Annotated in this window: 16 protein-coding genes; all 16 read right to left on the reverse strand. The window is 71.6% G+C overall.

Annotated elements, in window-relative coordinates; translation table 11 throughout:
• Positions 1-27: 27 nt before the first annotated feature.
• Positions 28-270, reverse strand: a complete 243-nt coding sequence (gene atpE, locus ACZ3YO_RS08485; RefSeq protein ID WP_030302757.1) for an ATP synthase F0 subunit C — start codon at positions 268-270, stop codon at positions 28-30.
• Between the two features lie 89 nt (positions 271-359).
• Positions 360-1,175 (reverse strand): F0F1 ATP synthase subunit A, encoded by an 816-nt coding sequence (gene atpB, locus ACZ3YO_RS08490; RefSeq protein ID WP_396320837.1) that lies wholly within the window; start codon positions 1,173-1,175, stop codon positions 360-362.
• Positions 1,176-1,460: 285 nt separating this feature from the next.
• A complete protein-coding gene (locus ACZ3YO_RS08495; RefSeq protein WP_465566532.1) occupies positions 1,461-1,904 on the reverse strand; it encodes a hypothetical protein in 444 nt (147 codons plus the stop codon).
• A 286-nt stretch (positions 1,905-2,190) separates the two neighbouring features.
• Positions 2,191-3,555, reverse strand: coding sequence for an MraY family glycosyltransferase (locus tag ACZ3YO_RS08500; protein ID WP_465566535.1), 1,365 nt, complete (start codon positions 3,553-3,555; stop codon positions 2,191-2,193).
• Positions 3,556-3,715: 160 nt separating this feature from the next.
• Positions 3,716-4,996, reverse strand: coding sequence for a serine hydroxymethyltransferase (locus ACZ3YO_RS08505; RefSeq protein WP_465566538.1), 1,281 nt, complete (start codon positions 4,994-4,996; stop codon positions 3,716-3,718).
• Positions 4,997-5,286: 290 nt separating this feature from the next.
• Positions 5,287-5,934 carry an arsenate reductase/protein-tyrosine-phosphatase family protein gene (locus tag ACZ3YO_RS08510; protein WP_396320960.1) on the reverse strand — a complete coding sequence of 216 codons (648 nt, stop codon included), beginning with the start codon at positions 5,932-5,934 and terminating at the stop codon, positions 5,287-5,289.
• Between the two features lie 29 nt (positions 5,935-5,963).
• Entirely contained in the window at positions 5,964-6,611 is a 648-nt protein-coding gene (locus ACZ3YO_RS08515) for an L-threonylcarbamoyladenylate synthase (protein WP_396320833.1), read from the reverse strand.
• Between the two features lie 129 nt (positions 6,612-6,740).
• Positions 6,741-7,607: a peptide chain release factor N(5)-glutamine methyltransferase gene (gene prmC / locus ACZ3YO_RS08520; protein ID WP_465566542.1), complete on the reverse strand. Its 867-nt coding sequence runs from the start codon at positions 7,605-7,607 to the stop codon at positions 6,741-6,743.
• A 61-nt stretch (positions 7,608-7,668) separates the two neighbouring features.
• Positions 7,669-8,760 carry a peptide chain release factor 1 gene (prfA, locus tag ACZ3YO_RS08525; RefSeq protein ID WP_465566545.1) on the reverse strand — a complete coding sequence of 364 codons (1,092 nt, stop codon included), beginning with the start codon at positions 8,758-8,760 and terminating at the stop codon, positions 7,669-7,671.
• A 133-nt stretch (positions 8,761-8,893) separates the two neighbouring features.
• Entirely contained in the window at positions 8,894-9,115 is a 222-nt protein-coding gene (gene rpmE / locus ACZ3YO_RS08530; protein WP_238865266.1) for a 50S ribosomal protein L31, read from the reverse strand.
• 138 nt (positions 9,116-9,253) lie between these two features.
• Complete coding sequence (locus tag ACZ3YO_RS08535) at positions 9,254-10,399, reverse strand: LCP family protein (RefSeq protein ID WP_465566548.1); 1,146 nt, start codon at positions 10,397-10,399, stop codon at positions 9,254-9,256.
• A gap of 127 nt (positions 10,400-10,526) precedes the next feature.
• Positions 10,527-12,632 carry a transcription termination factor Rho gene (rho, locus tag ACZ3YO_RS08540; RefSeq protein ID WP_465566551.1) on the reverse strand — a complete coding sequence of 702 codons (2,106 nt, stop codon included), beginning with the start codon at positions 12,630-12,632 and terminating at the stop codon, positions 10,527-10,529.
• 707 nt (positions 12,633-13,339) lie between these two features.
• Positions 13,340-14,275 carry a homoserine kinase gene (gene thrB, locus ACZ3YO_RS08545; protein WP_465566554.1) on the reverse strand — a complete coding sequence of 312 codons (936 nt, stop codon included), beginning with the start codon at positions 14,273-14,275 and terminating at the stop codon, positions 13,340-13,342.
• Between the two features lie 348 nt (positions 14,276-14,623).
• Positions 14,624-15,712, reverse strand: a complete 1,089-nt coding sequence (gene thrC / locus ACZ3YO_RS08550; protein ID WP_465566557.1) for a threonine synthase — start codon at positions 15,710-15,712, stop codon at positions 14,624-14,626.
• An 8-nt stretch (positions 15,713-15,720) separates the two neighbouring features.
• A complete protein-coding gene (locus ACZ3YO_RS08555; protein ID WP_465546423.1) occupies positions 15,721-17,013 on the reverse strand; it encodes a homoserine dehydrogenase in 1,293 nt (430 codons plus the stop codon).
• A gap of 137 nt (positions 17,014-17,150) precedes the next feature.
• Positions 17,151-18,599, reverse strand: a complete 1,449-nt coding sequence (gene lysA, locus ACZ3YO_RS08560; protein ID WP_465566560.1) for a diaminopimelate decarboxylase — start codon at positions 18,597-18,599, stop codon at positions 17,151-17,153.
• Between the last annotated feature and the right edge of the window lie 52 nt (positions 18,600-18,651).

Here is an 18,651-nt window from a genome sequence, read left to right on the forward strand (position 1 = left end):
CCTTCCTCGAAGGGTCTACGGCGGGGATTACTTGGGGCCCTGGCCGAAGACGAACGGCATGACGATGCCGATGAGGGCGAGCGCCTCGGTCAGCGCGAAGCCGATGAACATGTTGGAGCGGATGAGACCGGCGGCCTCGGGCTGGCGGGCCATGGCCTGCACGCCGTTACCGAAGATGAGACCGACACCGATGCCGGGGCCGATCGCGGCGAGGCCGTAACCGATCGAAGCGACGGAACCGTAGACGCCGACCTCAGCGAGCATGCTCATTGCAGTGTGTCCTTTGCGGGGATGGTGTACCGGTGGTGATTGGCCACCGGGCGTTCCGGGAGTGGTTCAGGAGGGCCGTGGCCCCTGGCTCAGTGCGCCTCTTCGAGGGCACCGGCGATGTAGCTGCTGGCCAGCATCACGAAGATGTAGGCCTGCAGGAACTGGACCAGCAGCTCGAAGGCGGTCAGGCCGACGGCGACGATGAACGAGGCCGAGCCGTAGAGCGCGCCCAGGGTCGGGCTGAGCAGGTACCAGGAGGCGATGGAGAACATCACGATCAGCAGGTGGCCGGCGAACATGTTCGCGAAGGCTCGGACCGCGAGCGTGAACGGGCGCACGAAGATGTTCGAGAAGAACTCGATCGGCACCAGGATGAACATGACCCAGCCGGGAATGCCCGAAGGCCAGCAGAGGTTCTTCAGACCGCCGACGAAGCCGTGCTTCTTGAAGGTCAGCGTCATGTAGGTGACCCAGACGACGGCCGCGAGGCCGGCCGGGAACGCGATCGCTGCCGTCACCGGGAACTGGGCGAACGGGATGACCGACATGATGTTCATCAACCAGACGAAGAAGAACATCGAGACGAGCATCGGGACGTACTTCTCGCCCTTCTTGCCGATCGTCTCCAGCACGATGGAGCGCTTGACGAAGTCGTAGCCGATCTCACCGACCAGCTGCAGCTTGCCCGGGACGAGGCGCGGCTTGGCGAACGAGGCCCAGAAGAAGACGACCACCAGGAAGGCGACGATCATCGACAGCAGCATCGGCTTGTTGAAGTCGACGCTGCCGATCGAGAAGATCGGCTCGAACTGGAACTCGTTCAGGCCCGGGGCCGGGAAGCCGCAGCCAGCGTCCCCGAAGTGGCAACTGCCTGAGGCGAGGAACGTGAGCTGATCAGCACTCACCACGGACTCCTTCGTCGTGACGCATGGTTACGGCAACCTCGGTGTGTCGGCGTGGCCTGCGGCCACGGTGCGGCACTGGAACTTGATGGGTTTCTCGCGGAGCCCGCTCGGCAGGTAGCTGCGCCACAGCGGGACCATCGAAGACTGCACGGGTCCGGGGGGCGATCCGTCCATCGATCGGACAGACCTGGCCGCTTCCCGTACTCCGTTGTTGCGACGGACGATAGCAGCCCGTCAGGACCGCATAAACACCGCCCCCCTCGTTGGGGGGACAGTCAGGCCTCGTCACTGTTGACGCCCCGAGTCGGAAGGCTTGTCGGCCTTGTTTTCGGAGGCGTCGGTGTCGACGTAGAAGGTCTTGGCCTTGAGTGCGCCGCGCACCTGGAAGCCCGTCCAGATCAGGGCGCAGCCCAGCAGCGTGAAGGCGAACGCCTGCCGGTTGAAGAGCTCGGTGTTCTTGAAGACCGCGAGGACGATACCGACCAGCAGGATCTGAGTGGTGTAGACCAGGAGTCCGGCAGCCATCATGATGTGCGGGTTCGACCTGGTCAGCCGGTCGAGTGCGACCTGGCCGAAGCTGAAGAAGGCCATCACCAGCAGCGTTCCGAACAGGGCGCCGAGCGCTCCCTTGCCGCCCGCGACGGCATAGGAGATCACCATGGCGATGACTCCGGCGACCGCAGTGGGGATCGCGGCGCCGCGGAGGATCCGCGCGTCGTTGGACGGCATGTCGGCAGCTCCGGCGGCATGTCGATGTGGCGGGGGGACGGGCACAGAACGTGGTGGGTGACACCGACCGAGGAAGCGCCGCAGGCCTCGCCGCTCCGCGGCGGGCCCGTCGAGGGAGACCGACCAGGGACGGAAGTCCTCCACCTGTCAGGTCTTTCGGCGTGTTCTCGGTACTCGTGAACGGTATCACAAACTATTTGATGAGAGCTTTACCATGAATGTGTGGTACCTGTCACACCGATGGCCCAACAGTGCCGCCGTGCGGGTGAACCATCTTGACGATACGTCAGTTCACCTGACGGCCACGGTTCGTACCGTTGCCGTTGCCGTTCCCGTTCCCGTTGCCGCCGACGGCGGACGAGCCCTTGGGCAGTTCGCCGAGCAGTTCCTTGTCCTTCGCGGACAGCTCGGCCATCGGCGCCGAGGTCGGGGCGGGCGGCACGGCGTCGCTCCCGACGGCCGCCGCGGCACTCGGGGCCGGGCTGCGGCGCCGGTAGCGCGGCGGGACGAAGCCCTGCACCGCGCGCGGGGCCCGCGGGCGGAACCGCGGGGTGAGCAGCACGACCAGGCCGACCAGGCAGAGCCCGGCCAGCGTCAGCACGACCGTGCGGCCGGTGTTGGTGACCGAGAAGGCGACGGTGCCGAAGGCGATCAGCGCGGCCCAGAAGTACATGATCAGGACGGCCCGGCTGTGCGAGTGGCCGACCTGGAGCAGCCGGTGGTGCAGGTGCCGCTTGTCGGCGGCGAACGGCGACTGCCCGGCCCAGGTGCGGCGGACCACGGCGAGCAGCAGGTCGGCGAGCGGCAGCGCGATGACGGTCAGCGGCAGCAGCAGCGGGATGTAGATCGGCACCAAGGCGTGCACGGTGGCGGTCTGCGAACCGGTCTCGCTGGTGATGAGGTCGGGGTCGACGCGGCCGGTGATGGAGATCGCGGCGACGGCCAGCATCAGGCCGAGCATCATCGAGCCGGAGTCGCCCATGAAGATCCGGGCCGGGTGCAGGTTGTGCACCAGGAAGCCCAGGCACATGCCGATCAGCAGCACGCTGAACAGCACGGCGGGGGCGGCGTCCGAGATCGTGTAGCCGTACCAGAGCCGGTACGAGTACAGGAAGAAGGCCATCGCGGCGATGCAGACCATGCCGCCGGCCAGGCCGTCCAGGCCGTCGATGAAGTTCACCGCGTTGACCATGACGACGACCAGGGTGACCGAGATGACCATGCCCTGGGTGGGACTGACCGCGACCGCGCCGACGCCTGGCACCGGCAGGGTGATCACGGTGACCCCCTGCCAGACCATCACGCCGGCGGCGATCATCTGGCCGCCCAGCTTGACCAGGGCGTCCACGCCCCACTTGTCGTCGAGCACGCCGAGCAGCCACATGATCCCGGCGCCGGAGAGCAGCGCGCGGATGTCGGTGCCCTGGGAGAAGACCTTGGAGAGGTTGTCCAGCTGCGAGGCGACCAGGATGCCCGCGCAGAGTCCGCCGAACATGGCGATGCCGCCCAGCCTCGGCGTGGGCTCGCGGTGCACGTCACGGGCGCGGACCGGCGGCATCGCGCCGGCCGCGATCGCGAACTTCCGGACCGGGCCGGTCAGCAGGTAGGTGACGGCCGCGGTGCAGAACAGCACCAGCAGATACTCACGCACCACTGGCCTCCTGCGTCACTGTCCGACGGGTGGGTACCGAAGGTACTCCCGTGCCTGCCCGGGTATCGAGGTGCGTCGCCACGGCACACACCTTATTGAGTCGGACGCCCGGGACGTGCATCGCGGTTCGCCCTACCGGGTAGGTGACCGCGATACCCGCTCACCGGCGGTCGGCGAAGGCCCCCGCGAGCTCCCGGACCCGGGCACCGATCCGTACGTCCGTGCCCTCGGAGAGCAGCCGTCCGATCAGGCCGGCGATCTCGGCCAGCTCCGCCTCGCCCATGCCCTGCGAGGTGACGGTCCCGGTACCGAGCCGGATCCCGGACGCCTCGGCGGGCGGCGCCGGGTCGTACGGCAGGGCGCACTTGCCGAGCATCAGTCCGGCGACGGCGCAGCGGCGCTCGGCCTCGGCGCCGCTGACCCCGAGCGGGCCGACGTCGGCGGTGACCAGGTGGGTGTCGGTGCCGCCGGTCAGTGGGCGCATGCCGGCCGCCGCGAGCCCTGCGGCCAGGACGCGCGCCCCCGCGACGGTGCGGTGGGCGTACGCGCGGTACCCGGGGGTGGCCGCCTCGGCGAACGCGACGGCCTTGCCGGCCACTTCGTTCATCGCCGCGCCACCCTGGCTGAACGGGAAGACCGCCCGGTCGATCCGCTCGGCCAGAGCGGCGGTGGAGAGCAGCAGGCCGCCGCGCGGACCGCGGAGCAGCTTGTGGGTGGCGGCCACGGTGACGTCGGCGTACGGCACCGGGGAGGGCGCCACACCCGCCGCGACCAGGCCGGTGGTCTGCGCGGCGGAGGCGATCAGATAGGCGTCCACCTCGTCGGCGATCTCCCGGAAGGCGGCCCAGTCCGGGTGCCGCGGGTAGGAGATGGAGCCGGCCACGATGGCCTTCGGGCGGTGCTTGCGCGCGAGCTCACGGACCTCGTCGAGGTCGATCAGACCGTCCTCCCGGCGCACCCCGTAACCGACGAAGTCGAACCAGCGGCCGGAGAAGTTGGCGCGCGAGCCGCAGCTGAGGTGGCCGCCGTGCTCCAGCGACATCGCCAGCACCACGTCACCCGGCCGCAGCAGTGCCGCGTACGTCGCCAGCATCGCCGAAGTGGCCGACCGGGGCTGGACGTTGGCGTGCGGGGCGGCGAAGAGTCCGCGGGCCCGGTCGATCGCCAGCAGCTCGGCGGCGTCCGCCAGCGTGCAGCCGGTGTGGTGGCGCCGGCCGGGGTAGCCCTCGGCGTACTTGTCGATCAGCGGGCCGGTGAGGGCGGCCAGCACGGCGGGGCTGGTGAGGTTCTCCCCCGCCAGTAGCTGGACGCTCTCGGCCCGCCGCTCGGCCTCGGCGGCCAGCAGGTCGGCCAGCTGCGGGTCGGCACGGCGCAGCGCCTCGGACGCCCACCGCCGCCCCGTCGTCTCGGAGGTTCCGGTCGCGGCATCGGTGACGGTCATGGCGGAGCTCCCGGGGCGCATCGGGTGGATTTCTCCAGCGTAGGTCCGGGGATCGCGGCCGTCCTGCCGACGCGGGGCCGGTGCACCCGGCCGGGCGGCAGGTCGGCACCGGGACCAGCGCCCGGAGCCGCCCATCAGGCACAGCGGCAGGAGGGCGCGCCGGTGCCGAAAGAGAGGAACGAGGAGACCCGAGGCACGAGGGGCATCCGAGCGACGACCGTCGGCACCGGGACCAGCGCCCGGAGCCGCCCATCAGGCACAGCGGCAGGAGGGCGCGCCGGTGCCGTCGATCAGACCGGGCGGCGGGCGGGGACGCCGGTGAGCGCGGTGACCACCGGGTCCACCGCGTGGAATATCTCCTCGCCGCAGTTGCGGAACATGCCGATCGGCGCGCCGTACGGGTCGTGCACCTCGTCCGACTCCGGGCTGGCGGCGAGCAGCCAGCCGCGCAGCGCCGCGGCGGCCCGGACCAGGGCGCGGGCACGCTCGGTGACGTCGGCGCCGCGGCGCGGGTCGGGCAGGGTGCCCGGGTCTATCGTCCGGACGAGGCGGGTGAACTCCTTCAGGGTGAAGGTCCGCAGCCCGGCCTCGTGGCCCATCGAGATCACCTGGGCGCGGTGGTCCAGGGTGGCGGTGAGCACCAGGTCGGCCTCGACCACGTGCTCGTCCAGCAGCTCGCGCCCGGCGAAGCCGCCGCTGTCGGCGCCGTACTCGTCCAGCACCGTGGCGGCGTGCTCCTCCATGGGCGCACCCACATGGCCCCAGGTGCCGGCGCTCTCCACGAGGATGCGCCCGGCGACCCGGGGGCTGAGCCGGGTGTCCAGCTCACGCCGGGTGAGCCGCTCGGCGATCGGCGAGCGGCAGATGTTCCCGGTGCAGACGAAGAGGATCCGGAAGTGGTCCAACGGCCTGGGGCCCACACTCAGGTACGGCGATATGCCGGGCCCGGCATGGAGGGAGGCGGCCGTCAACTGCCGGCCTCCAGGTCGGGGACGACCTCCCTCAGCTGCTCGGCGCTGATCGCGCCGGCCCGCAGCAGGACCGGGACCTTGCCCGTGACGTCGACGATGGAGGACGCGGTGGCGTGGTCGGCCGTGCCGCCGTCCAGGTAGACCGAGATGGCGTCGCCGAGCTGCTGCTCGGCCTCGTCGCAGGTGGACGGCGACGGGCCGCCGGTCTTGTTGGCGCTGGAGACGGCGAGCGGGCCGGTGGCGTTCAGCAGCTCGATCGCGACCGGGTGCAGCGGCATCCGGACGGCGACGGTGCCCCGGGTCTCGCCGAGGTCCCAGCGCAGCGAGGGCTGGTGCCGGGCGACCAGGGTGAGGCCTCCGGGCCAGAAGGCGTCGACGAGCTCCCAGGCCTGCTCGGAGAAGTCGGTGACCAGGCCGTGCAGGGTGGTCGGCGAGCCGACCAGGACCGGCGAGGGCATGTTGCGGCCGCGGCCCTTGGCGGCCAGCAGGGCGGCGACGGCCTCCGGCGAGAAGGCGTCCGCACCGACCCCGTACAGGGTGTCGGTGGGGAGCACGACGAGTTCGCCCCGGCGGATGGCCGAGGCGGCCTCGCGCAGACCGGTGGCGCGGTCCCCGGCGTCGGCACAGTCGTAGCGGCGGCTCATCGGTGCGGTCCCCTTCCGAGATGGCTCATCACGTGGGCGGGCGCGTTCACAGCGACGCCCCGCGGGCGGTGGTGCTGCGCTGAATGGTCACAACGAGACCCTTCCGGGCCGTCGTGCTGTGTTCAGTGGTCACAACGAGACCCTTCGGGCTGTTGTGAAACGCGGCCGGTTGTTCAGGTCGCGGTGGTCGGCGGTGTCCGTCCAGCCGCCTTCCTCGTTGAAGATCCACGGCACCTGGCCGCCCTGGGTGTCGGCGTGCTCGATCACCACGGCGCCGCCCGGGCGCAGCAGGCGGGCGGCGACGCGCTCGATGCCGCGGATGGTGTCCAGCCCGTCCTCGCCGGAGAACAGCGACATCTGCGGGTCGTGGTCGCGGGCCTCCGGAGCGACGTACTCCCACTCGGTGAGCGGGATGTACGGCGGGTTGGAGATGACCAGGTCGAAGCGGCCGTCCCAGGAGCGGTCGTCGGCGAAGGCCTTGGTGGCGTCGCCGGCGTGCAGGGTGACCCGGGCCCGGTCGGAGCTGGCCTCGATGTTGCGCCGGGTGTACCGCAGCGCGCCCTCGTCCAGCTCGAAGGCGTGCACGGTGGAGCGCGGCAGCTCCTGGGCGAGGGCCAGCGCGATGGCGCCGGAGCCGGAGCAGAGGTCGACCACCAGCGGCTCGGCGACGTCCATCTCGCGGACGGCGTCTATGGCCCATTCGACGACCGTCTCGGTCTCCGGGCGGGGCACGAACACCCCGGGGCCGACCTCCAGCTCCAGGTAGCGGAAGAACGCCCGGCCGGTGATGTGCTGGAGCGGCTCGCGCGCCTCGCGGCGGGAGACGGCCTCCCAGTAGCGGGCGTCGAAGTCGGCGTCCTTGACCGTGTGCAGCTGGCTGCGCTTGACGTTGTGGACGTGTGCGGCGAGCTCCTCCGCGTCGAAGCGCGGCGACGGCACACCGGCCGCGGCCAACCGCTGGGTGGCCTGGGCCACCTCGGCGAGCAGCAGGTTCACGTACGACCTCTTGTTTCTGCGCTGCGGCTTCTCTGGTGCGTCCGGGGCCCGGACGCCGGTCTCAGTTCTGCTGTGCCGCCGCGAGCTTTGCGGCCGCGTCCGCGTCCACGCAGGACTGGATCACCGCGTTCAGGTCGCCGTCCAGGACCTGGTCCAGGTTGTACGACTTGAAGCCCGTGCGGTGGTCCGAGATGCGGTTCTCGGGGTAGTTGTACGTGCGGATCCGCTCGGAGCGGTCCACGGTGCGGACCTGGCTGCGGCGCGCGTCCGAGGCCTCCCGCTCGGCCTCCTCCTGCGCGGCGGCCAGCAGCCGCGAACGCAGGATGCGCATCGCCTGCTCCTTGTTCTGCAGCTGGCTCTTCTCGTTCTGGCAGGACGCCACGATACCGGTCGGAAGGTGGGTGATCCGGACCGCCGAGTCGGTGGTGTTGACCGACTGGCCGCCGGGGCCGGACGAGCGGTAGACGTCGATCCGCAGGTCGTTGGCGACGATCTCGACCTCGACCTCCTCCGCCTCGGGGGTGACCAGCACGCCGGCCGCGGAGGTGTGGATGCGGCCCTGCGACTCGGTGGCGGGGACGCGCTGCACGCGGTGCACGCCGCCCTCGTACTTCAGCCGGGCCCAGACGCCCTGGGCGGGCGAGCCATCGGGGTTCGTCCGGGCGCCCTTGGTCTTGACGGCCACCGAGACGTCCTTGTAGCCGCCGAGGTCGGACTCGTTGGAGTCGATGATCTCGGTCTTCCAGCCGATCCGCTCGGCGAAGCGCAGGTACATCCGGAGCAGGTCGCCGGCGAACAGCGCGGACTCCTCGCCGCCCTCACCCGCCTTGATCTCCAGGATGACGTCCTTCTCGTCGCTCGGGTCGCGCGGGACGAGCAGCAGCCGCAGCTCCTCCGTCAGCTCCTCGCGGCGGGCCTCGGAGTCCTTCACCTCGGAGAGGAACTCCGGCTCCTCGGCGGCGAGTTCGCGCGCGGCCTCGATGTCCTCGCCGGCCTGCTTCCACGCCCGGTAGACCCGGGTGATCGGGGTCAGCTCGGCGTACCGCTTGGCCAGCTTCCGGGCGTTGGCCTGGTCGGCGTGGACGGACGGGTCGGCCAGCCTCGTTTCGAGGTCGGCGTGCTCGACGAGGAGCTCTTCGACTGCCTCGAACATGGGTGGCCTTCTTCCCGTGGGTTGCGGTGATGGGGGTCGCGGGGCGCTCGGGCGCCGGGGGACGCGAACGGCGCCGGTCCCCAGCGCCCCCGGAACGAGTACGGGGGCACCGAAAACCGGCGCCGAGGGAGCGCTAGGCCTTCGCGCTGTGCTGCTTGCCGAAGCGGGCCTCGAAGCGGGCGACGCGGCCACCGGTGTCGAGGATCTTCTGCTTGCCGGTGTAGAACGGGTGGCACTGCGAGCAGACCTCGGCGCGGATCTCGCCGCTGGTCTCGGTCGAGCGGGTGGTGAACTCGTTGCCGCAGGTGCAGGTCACACGGGTGACCACGTACTCGGGGTGAACGTTGGACTTCAAGGGGTTCTCCTAGTGTTCGGGAGGGCACCGGGTCGGCGGCTGGGACGCCGCACGTGAACCGGGACCGACGGACCAGTCTGCCAGGACCGGCCGCTTCTTCCCAAACCGGGTGGCGATCCGGGATATTCCGGGCCGGGCTCAGCGGGCCGCGGTCGCCCTCGGTGAGGGCTTCGCGTTCGCCGGGCCGCCCGCCGCCGGGGCCTTCGAGGGGGCCTTCGAGGGGGCCGTGGGGGTGGCCTGGGCGGGGTTCGAGGGCTGGGCCGCCACGACGCCCTGCGGGAGCGCCTGGTCGGCCTTCAGGGCCGCCCAGAGCTCGTCCGCCTGCGGCTGCTGCGCGACCACCCGGTTGGGGTCGCCGGGGGCCGTCACGACCGGCAGGGTCACCATCAACAGCTGGTCCGGGCCGATCCCCTTGAGCTCCTCGGCCAGGCCCACCAGGGAGTTCACCGAGGCCAGCGCCGAGTCGGTGGTGATGGAGCTGGTCAGGGTGTCGCCGACCGACCAGAGCTTGACCGGGTTGGAGAAGAGCCCCATCCCGCCGGCCTGCTGGAGCAGCGACCTCACCATCTGCTTCTGCAGCTCGATCCGGCCGAGGTCGCTGCCGTCGCCGACGCCGTGCCGGGTACGGACGAAGGCCAGGGCCTGCCTGCCGTCGAGGTGGTGCTCGCCGGCCGCCAGGTCCAGCCCGCTGTCCTGGTCGTGGATGGGCACCGTGGTGGTCACCGTGACCCCGCCCATCGCGTCCACGAGCCGGGCGAAGCCGGCGAAGTCGATCTCCACGTAGTGGTCCATCCGCAGCCCGGTGAGCGCCTCGGTGGCCTTGACCGCACACGCGGCGCCACCGGTCTCGTACGCGCTGTTGTACATCGCGCGCTTGGCCCCGGGGACGCTCCTGCCGCTCCTGTCGGTGCAGTCGGGCCGGGTGACCAGGGTGTCGCGGGGTATCGAGACCACCTCGGCCCGCGAGTGGTCCTGGTCGACGTGCACCACCATCGCGGTGTCCGAACGGGCGGTGTCGCCGGTGTCGCCGCCGGCCAGCGCGCCGTTCCCGCCGGCCCGCGAATCCGAGCCCAGCACCAGGATGTTGAACGAGCCGTCGGTGGCGGACGGCGGGCGGGCGGTGCCCAGCCGCGCGTTGATGTCGACGCTCTTGATGTTGCCGTTGAGCTTGAGGTACGCGTAGCCGGCCGCCCCGGACCCGAGGACGACGAGCGCGGCGAACGCGCAGGCGGCCACGCGCAGGACCTTGCGGCGGCGGCTCGGAACCCTCTTGTGCTCGGCCATACGTTCCAGAGTAAATCGGACAACATGATCGAAAGAGCTCAATCTGTCCCAACTCTGGAACAACGCACAGAACCCCGGTCCGCTCGCGCGAACCGGGGTTCTGTGCTGGTGAGTTACCCGTCTACGGTCAGTCGCCGGACCCGGGGGTCGTCTTGGCGATCTGCATCAGGAACTCGGCGTTGGACTTGGTCTGCTTCATCTTGTCCAGCAGCAGCTCGATCGCCTGCTGCGAGTCGAGCGCGTGCAGCACCCGGCGGAGCTTCCAGACGATGGCCAACTCCTCGCTGCCCAGCAGGATCTCCTCCTTGCGGGTGCTGGAGGCGTCGACGTCGACGGCCGGGAAGATGCGCTTGTCCGAGAGCTTCCGGTCGAGCTTGAGCTCCATGTTGCCGGTGCCCTTGAACTCCTCGAAGATCACCTCGTCCATGCGCGAGCCGGTCTCGACCAGCGCGGTGGCCAGGATGGTCAGCGAGCCGCCGTTCTCGATGTTGCGCGCGGCACCGAAGAACTTCTTCGGCGGGTACAGCGCGGTCGAGTCGACACCACCGGACAGGATGCGGCCGGAGGCCGGCGCCGCCAGGTTGTAGGCGCGGCCGAGGCGGGTGATCGAGTCCAGCAGGATCACCACGTCGTGGCCCAGCTCCACCAGGCGCTTGGCCCGCTCGATGGCCAGCTCCGCGACGGTGGTGTGGTCCTCCGCCGGGCGGTCGAAGGTCGAGGAGATGACCTCGCCCTTCACCGACCGCTGCATGTCGGTGACCTCCTCCGGACGCTCGTCGACCAGGACGACCATCAGGTGGCACTCGGGGTTGTTGTGGGTGATCGCGTTGGCGACCGCCTGCAGCACCATCGTCTTACCGGTCTTCGGCGGCGCGACGATCAGACCGCGCTGGCCCTTGCCGATCGGCGACACCAGGTCGATGATCCGGGTGGTCAGCACGCCCGGGTCGGTCTCCAGGCGGAGCCGCTCCTGCGGGTAGAGCGGGGTCAGCTTGTTGAACTCGGGACGGCCGCGGCCGCTCTCCGGGTCCATGCCGTTGACCGAGTCCAGCCGCACCATGGCGTTGAACTTCTCGCGGCGCTCGCCGTCACGCGGCTGGCGGACCGCACCGGTGATGGCGTCACCCTTGCGCAGGCCGTTCTTGCGGACCTGGGCGAGCGAGACGTAGACGTCGTTCTGGCCCGGCAGGTAGCCGGAGGTGCGCACGAACGCGTAGTTGTCGAGGATGTCGAGGATGCCCGCGACCGGGATCAGCACGTCGTCCTCGCCGACCTGCGGCTCGGCGACGCCCGCCTCGAAGCCCTCGCGGCGCCCACGGCCCCGGCGGTCGCGGTAACGGCCACGGCGGCCGCGGCGGCCGTCGCCGAACTCGTCGTCGTCGTAACCGCCCTGCTGCTGCGCCTGCGGCTGGGCCTGCTGGCCGCCCTGGCGGTTCTGCTGGCCCTCGCCCTGGCCGCCCTGCTGCTGGCCGCCCTGGCGGTCGGCACGCTCGGGGCGGTCGGTGCGGTCCCGGCGGTTGCGGCGGTCGCGGCGCGACTCGCGGCTCTCGCCGTCCTGGCCGGCCTGGGCCTCGCCGGCCTCCTGGCGGCCCTCGCGCTCGCCGCCCTCGCGGCGGTCGCGACGGTCCCGGCGGTCGCGGCGGGTCTCGGTACGACCCTCCTCGCGCCCCTCGAAGGCGCGGGTCTCGGCCGGGCGGGCCTCGGCCTGCTTGGCCTCGGTGGCGACCGCGGCGGGCGCCTCGGCGGCGGCCTCGGCGGTCGGGGCGCCGGCGGCCGAGGTGGCCCGGCGGCGGGTGCGCTCCGTACGGGCGGGCGCGGCGGTCTCGGCGGCGGCCTGGACCGGGATGTCGATCTGGGCCTGCGCCTCTGCGGCGGCCGGGGCCTCGGCCTGCGCGGCCTTGGTGCGGCGGGCGGGCTTCTCGGCCGGCTCCGCGGCGTCCGCCTTGGCGGCGGCACGCTTGGTGGCCGGGGCGGCCGTGGTGGCGCCGCCGGCGGCGAGCAGCGGGTCCCCGCCGCTCTTCTCCTTGATGGCCTCGATCAGCTGGCTCTTGCGCAGGCGTCCCGTGCCGCTGATCCCCAGCGTCGAGGCGAGCTTCTGCAGCTCGGCCAGGACGAGGCCGTCCAGGCCCGCGGCAGCGGTACGACGGCGCCGGGCCGGGGCCGCGGGGGCGGCGGCTGCGTCCGACGCCTCGGCGTCCGGGCGCGCGCCCATCAGATCGGTGGTGTCGCTCACTAAGGGTCCTTCCCTGGAGCGGACGTCGGCCTGTCTGGCTCGGCGACCGGTTGTGCTGTCCTGACCAACGCTCGACTGCGTCGGTCCGAGGCGGTGATCCCCCGAATGGCGGTCGCCAGTCGGGAGAGGGCTGCGAGGTGCGGTGCGTGAAGCACGGTGGTGCTGAGTGGCGCGATGGGACGGTCGCGTGCCGACCCTTCCCCCCAGCCTTCGGCCGGGAGGTACCCCCACCCCAGCTTCGGTAGGGGGTGTACCCCCACGCTGCCTGCGAATCCCGGGCCCCGTCGCGTGACGGTGGCCCGTGCTCCGCCCGTGCCGGCCTCAGGTGGAGGCTGCGGGTGGGAGTCAGGTGCCGTCACGGCTTCGGGATGCGGCCGCAAGTCGCGCAGGCAGGCTGCGTACGCGCTGCGGTGGGCTCCCGGAGAATCGTCGCCCCGTGCATCGCCGGGGCTCCGCGCGAGCGGAGCGCTGGGATCGGGACGCGGCGCACCGAGCCCCGGAGGGCACCTGGTGCAGCAATGAGGTTAACACTACCGACCCCCTCAGACATTCCCCAGCCTTGCGCTTGCCAATCGTGTCCGGACAACCCGGCTCCGGCCTGCGCCGGTCCGGGCTGCCGGACGTCCCGCTCGATGTCCTGCCGACGTGCTCGATGCCCTGCTCGACGGGCCCGTCGTACTGCTCCGCGTACCGCTCCGACCTGGTGCTCAGACGTCGAGCGGGAGCACCGAGGCCCCGGCCCGGTCGAGCTCCAGCCGGTGCGCGGCGAACACCGGACCGCCGTGACCGTGGTCGTCGGCGAAGGCCAGCACCTTCTCGGCACCCGCCTCGTCGGTGAGCGCCAGCACGGTCGGACCGGCCCCGGAGATCACCGCGGGGATGCCCTCCGCGCGCAACGCCCCCACCAGCGCGGCACTGTCCGGCATCGCCGAGGCACGGTAGTCCTGGTGCAGCCGGTCCTCGGTGGCGGCGAGCAGCAGCTCGGGCCGCCGGGTCAGGGCCTCCACCATCAGCGCGGCGCGGCCCGCGTTGACGGCGGCGTCGGCCAGCGGGACGGTCCTGGGCAGCAGGCCCCGGGCGGTCTCGGTGAGCACCTCGGTGGCCGGGATGAACACCACCGGGACGACCTGCGTGGACGGCTCCAGGGTGACGGCCTTGGCCGACTCCTCGTCGGTCCAGGCCACCGTGAAGTTGCCGCGCAGGCAGGCCGCGACGTTGTCCGGGTGCCCCTCCAGCTCCGAGGCGAGGGCCAGCAGCGCGTCGTCGTCCAGCGCGGACGGGCCGCCGATGGTGACGGCGCGGGCGGCCACGATGCCGGCGCAGATCGCGGCGGACGAGGAGCCCAGGCCGCGGCCGTGCGGTATCCGGTTGGCACAGACGACCTCGAGGCCGCGCGGCTGGCCGCCGAGACGGTCGAAGGCGGCCCGCATCGAGCGGACCACCAGGTGGCGCTCGTCGCGGGCCAGCGTGTCGGCACCCTCACCGGCGATGTCGACGGAGAGCCCGGAGTCGGCGACCCGGACGACCACGTCGTCGTACAGACCCAGGGCGAGTCCGAAGGCGTCGAAGCCGGGGCCGAGGTTGGCGCTGGTCGCGGGAACCCGGACCCGGACGGCGGCGGCACGGAACGCAGGACCGGCCATGCGGTGGACTCTCCTGGGGAAATCGGGCGGCGCGAAGCGCGTCGGTGCGAGGGTGGGGAGGGGCCGCGGGCCCCGGCCGGGGCGGGCGGTCACAGTCGTCGGCGCGGCCCGCAGACGGGCCGGACCCGGGGCATGTGCCACACGGCCGAACCCAGAGTATCGAAGAGAGGTTCCACAGTGGTACACCCCGTGGGCCTTCGATCTGGTGTGTTGCCGTTTCTGGCCGGAATGCATGCCGGAATGGCATCGGAATGCGCGGCTGAATTGACACAAAAGTGTCAGCCGAGAACGGCGTCGGGCCGACCCCCGAAAGGGTCGGCCCGGACACCGGTCACGGGGTGACGGGGCTCAGTCCAGCAGGCCGAGGCGCCGGGCGGCGGCCTCCGCGTCGATCGGGACCACCTGGGGCTGCGGCGCGCCGGCCACCGCCCAGTCCGGGTCCTTGAGGCCGTTGCCGGTCACGGTGCAGACGATCCGCTGGCCCGGGTCGACCAGGCCGGCCTCCGCCTTGGCCAGCAGACCGGCCACCGAGGCGGCCGAGGCGGGCTCCACGAAGACGCCCTCCTGCGCGGCCAACAGCCGGTAGGCGGACAGGATCTGACGGTCGGTCACCTTGTCGATGAGGCCGCCTGACTCGTCCCGCGCGGCCAGCGCGAAGTCCCAGGAGGCGGGGTTGCCGATCCGGATCGCGGTGGCGATGGTCTGCGGCTTGAGCACCGGGGCGCCGTCCACGATCGGAGCCGAACCGGACGCCTGGAAGCCCCACATCCGCGGGGTGCGGGCGGCCAGCCCGTCGGCGGCGTATTCGCGGTAACCCTTCCAGTACGCGGTGATGTTGCCCGCGTTGCCGACCGGGAGGACGTGGATGTCCGGCGCGTCGCCGAGCATGTCCACGATCTCGAAGGCGGCGGTCTTCTGGCCCTCGATGCGGACCGGGTTCACCGAGTTGACCAGCGCCACCGGGTACTTCTCGGACAGTTCACGCGCAAGAGTGAGGCAATCGTCGAAGTTCCCGTCCACCTGCAGGATCTTGGCGCCGTGGACCAGCGCCTGGCCCATCTTGCCGAGCGCGATCTTGCCCTGCGGCACCAGCACCGCCGACACCATCCCGGCGCGCACCGCGTAGGCGGCTGCGGAGGCCGAAGTGTTGCCGGTGGAGGCGCAGATGACGGCCTGGGCGCCGTCCTCCTTCGCCTTGGAGATGGCCATCGTCATGCCGCGGTCCTTGAAGGACCCGGTCGGGTTGGCGCCCTCGACCTTGAGGTAGACCTCGCAGCCGGTGCGCTCGGAGAGCACCTGGGCGGGGACGAGCGGCGTGCCGCCCTCCAGCAGGGTGACCACGGGAGTGGAGTCGCTGACCGGCAGGCGGTCGCGGTACTCCTCGATCAGGCCGCGCCACTGGTGGGTGTGCGCGCCTCTGGCGATCACGGCGTTCATGGCTGTTCCTACTCCCCTTCAACCCGCATGATGCTGGCCACGTCCCGCACGCTGTCCAGCGCACGGAGCTTGTCCACCGTCGCCGACAGGGCGGCGTCGGTGGCACGGTGGGTGACCACGACGAGCGAGGCGTCGCCGTCGCGGCCCTGCTGGCGCACGGTGTCGATGGAGACGCCGTGCTCGGCGAAGACGGACGCCACCTGGGCGAGCACGCCCGCGCGGTCGTCCACGTCCAGGCTGACGTGGTACCGGGTGACGACCTCGTCCATCGGCTTGGCCGGCAGCCGGGTGTAGAGCGAGTCGCCGGGGCCGGTGGCGCCGGCGAGCTTGTTGCGGCAGACCGCGACCAGGTCGCCGAGGACCGCGGAGGCGGTCGGCGAACCGCCCGCGCCCGGGCCGTAGAACATCAGCCGGCCGGCCGCCTCGGCCTCGACGAACACCGCGTTGTACGCCTCGCGGACGGACGCCAGCGGGTGCGACAGCGGGATCATCGCCGGGTGGACCCGCGCGGTGACCGACTCGCCGTCCGCCGCGCGCTCGCAGATCGCGAGCAGCTTGACCACGCAGCCCATCTCCTTGGCGGAGGCGATGTCGGCGGCGGTCACCTCGGTGATGCCCTCGCGGTAGACGTCCGCGGCGGTCACCTTGGTGTGGAAGGCGATCCCGGCCAGGATCGCGGCCTTGGCGGCGGCGTCGAAGCCCTCGACGTCGGCCGTCGGGTCGGCCTCGGCGTAACCGAGCGCGGTGGCCTCCTCCAGCGCCTCCGAGTAGCCGGCGCCGGTGCTGTCCATCTTGTCGAGGATGAAGTTGGTGGTGCCGTTGACGATGCCCAGCACCCGGTTCACCTTGTCCCCGGCGAGGGACTCGCGCAGCGGGCGCAGCAGCGGGATCGCGCCGGCCACCGCGGCCTCGTAGTAGAGGTCGACCCCGGCCTCGGCGGCCGCGGCGTGCAGCTCGGTGCCGTCCTGGGCGAGCAGCGCCTTGTTGGCGCTGACCACCGAGGCGCCCTGCTCGAACGCCGACAGGAGGAGGTGTTTGGACGGCTCGATGCCGCCCACCACCTCGATCACCACGTCGATGTCGCCCCGGTTGACCAGGGCCTCGGCGTCGGTGGTGACCAGGTGCTCGGGCACGCCCGGACGGGTCCGGCCCGCCCGGCGGACCGCGATACCGGCGAGCTCGACCGGCGCGCCGATGCGCGCGGCGAGGTCGGCGGCGTCCGTCGTCATGATGCGCGCCACCTCGGAGCCCACCACACCACAGCCCAGCAACGCCACCTTCAGCGGCCGCGTACGCATCATCCGACTCCGCTCTGCATTCATCGTGCTTCGGTATTCCGGCGGGATTTCGGGGGTCCGCCGGAACTTCGGTCTGTACCAGTCTCCGGGACTTTCCGTACGGATCTACGGTCGTTCCATGATCTGAGACGAGAATTTCGTCATCCGATATCGAGACGCAGGAGATCCTCCTCCGTCTCGCGCCGGACGATCACCCGGGCCGAACCGTCCCGGACGGCCAGCACCGGGGGCTTGAGGGCGTGGTTGTAGTTGCTCGCCATCGAGCGGCAGTAGGCGCCGGTGGCGGGCACCGCGAGCAGGTCGCCCGGGGCCAGGTCGGCCGGCAGGAAGGCGTCCCGGACGACGATGTCGCCGGACTCGCAGTGCTTGCCCACCACACGGACCAGCATCGGCTCGGCGTCGCTGCGGCGCGACACCAGGGCCACCGAGTACTCGGCGTCGTAGAGCGCGGTACGGATGTTGTCGGACATGCCGCCGTCCACGCTGACGTAGGTGCGCAGCCCCTCCAGCGGCTTCACCGTGCCCACCTCGTACAGCGTGAAGGTGGTCGGGCCGACGATTGCGCGGCCGGGCTCGACGCTCAGCCGGGGGGCGCTCAGGTTGGCTGCGGCGCACTCGCGGCGCACGATTTCGGCCAGCGCGGAGGCGATCTCGGCGGGCTCGCGCGGGTCGTCCTCGCTGGTGTAGGCGATGCCGAGGCCGCCGCCGAGGTCGATCTCGGGCAGCTCGACGCCGTGCTCGTCGCGGATCTCGGCCAGCAGGCCGACCACCCGGCGGGCGGCCACCTCGAAGCCCGCCGTGTCGAAGATCTGCGAGCCGATGTGCGAGTGGATGCCGCGCAGCTCCAGGCTCTCGCCGTGCGCGAGCACCCGGCGTACGGCCTCGGCCGCCGCGCCGCCGCCCTCCCGTCGCCCACCGTCGCCCTCGGCCTTGCCGCTTCGCGGCGCGGCCAGGTTGAGCGAGAGGCCGAACTTCTGGTCCTCGTGCGCGGTGGCGATGAACTCGTGGGTGTGCGCCTCGACGCCGACGGTGATCCGGATCAGCACCGGCTGCCGGACGCCCTGCCGGCCGGCGATCGCGGCCAGGCGCTCGATCTCCTCGTAGGAGTCGACCACGATGTGGCCGACTCCCGCCTTCACGGCCTGCTCCAGCTCGTGGACGGACTTGTTGTTGCCGTGCAGCGCGATCCGCTCGGCGGGCATCCCCGCGGCCAGCGCGACCTGGAGCTCGCCGCCGCTGCACACGTCGACGTTCAGGCCCTCCTCGTGCAGCCAGCGCACGACCGCCTTGGAGAGGAACGCCTTGCCCGCGTAGTACACGTCCGCGTCGGTGCCGAAGGCGTCCCGCCAGGCGCGGGCCCGGGAGCGGAAGTCGGCCTCGTCCATGACGTAGGCCGGGGTGCCGAACTCGGCGGCGAGCCGGTTGACGTCGAGACCGCCGACGGTGACGACGCCGTCGGCGCCGCGGGTGACCGTCCGGGACCAGACCTTGGGGTCGAGCGCGTTCAGGTCGGCCGGCGGGGCCTGGTAGTGGCCCTCGGGCAGCACGTCGCCGTGACGGGGGCCTGCGGGGTGTGCGGAGCGACTCATGAGCTCTTCCTAGACCTATGGCGAGGGGCGGCGACGGTCCCCGTTGACCGTC

Source organism: Kitasatospora sp. NPDC022785 (assembly GCF_055561295.1).

Bases quoted from the DNA above. Each gene is read 5' to 3' on its own strand.
- atpE (WP_030302757.1), bottom strand. From the start codon at position 270: ATGAGCATGCTCGCTGAGGTCGGCGTCTACGGTTCCGTCGCTTCGATC.
- ACZ3YO_RS08495 (WP_465566532.1), bottom strand. From the start codon at position 1,904: ATGCCGTCCAACGACGCGCGGATCCTCCGCGGCGCCGCGATCCCCACT.
- ACZ3YO_RS08505 (WP_465566538.1), bottom strand. From the start codon at position 4,996: ATGACCGTCACCGATGCCGCGACCGGAACCTCCGAGACGACGGGGCGG.
- ACZ3YO_RS08515 (WP_396320833.1), bottom strand. From the start codon at position 6,611: ATGAGCCGCCGCTACGACTGTGCCGACGCCGGGGACCGCGCCACCGGT.
- prfA (WP_465566545.1), bottom strand. From the start codon at position 8,760: ATGTTCGAGGCAGTCGAAGAGCTCCTCGTCGAGCACGCCGACCTCGAA.
- ACZ3YO_RS08535 (WP_465566548.1), bottom strand. From the start codon at position 10,399: ATGGCCGAGCACAAGAGGGTTCCGAGCCGCCGCCGCAAGGTCCTGCGC.
- thrB (WP_465566554.1), bottom strand. From the start codon at position 14,275: ATGGCCGGTCCTGCGTTCCGTGCCGCCGCCGTCCGGGTCCGGGTTCCC.
- thrC (WP_465566557.1), bottom strand. From the start codon at position 15,712: ATGAACGCCGTGATCGCCAGAGGCGCGCACACCCACCAGTGGCGCGGC.
- ACZ3YO_RS08555 (WP_465546423.1), bottom strand. From the start codon at position 17,013: ATGATGCGTACGCGGCCGCTGAAGGTGGCGTTGCTGGGCTGTGGTGTG.
- lysA (WP_465566560.1), bottom strand. From the start codon at position 18,599: ATGAGTCGCTCCGCACACCCCGCAGGCCCCCGTCACGGCGACGTGCTG.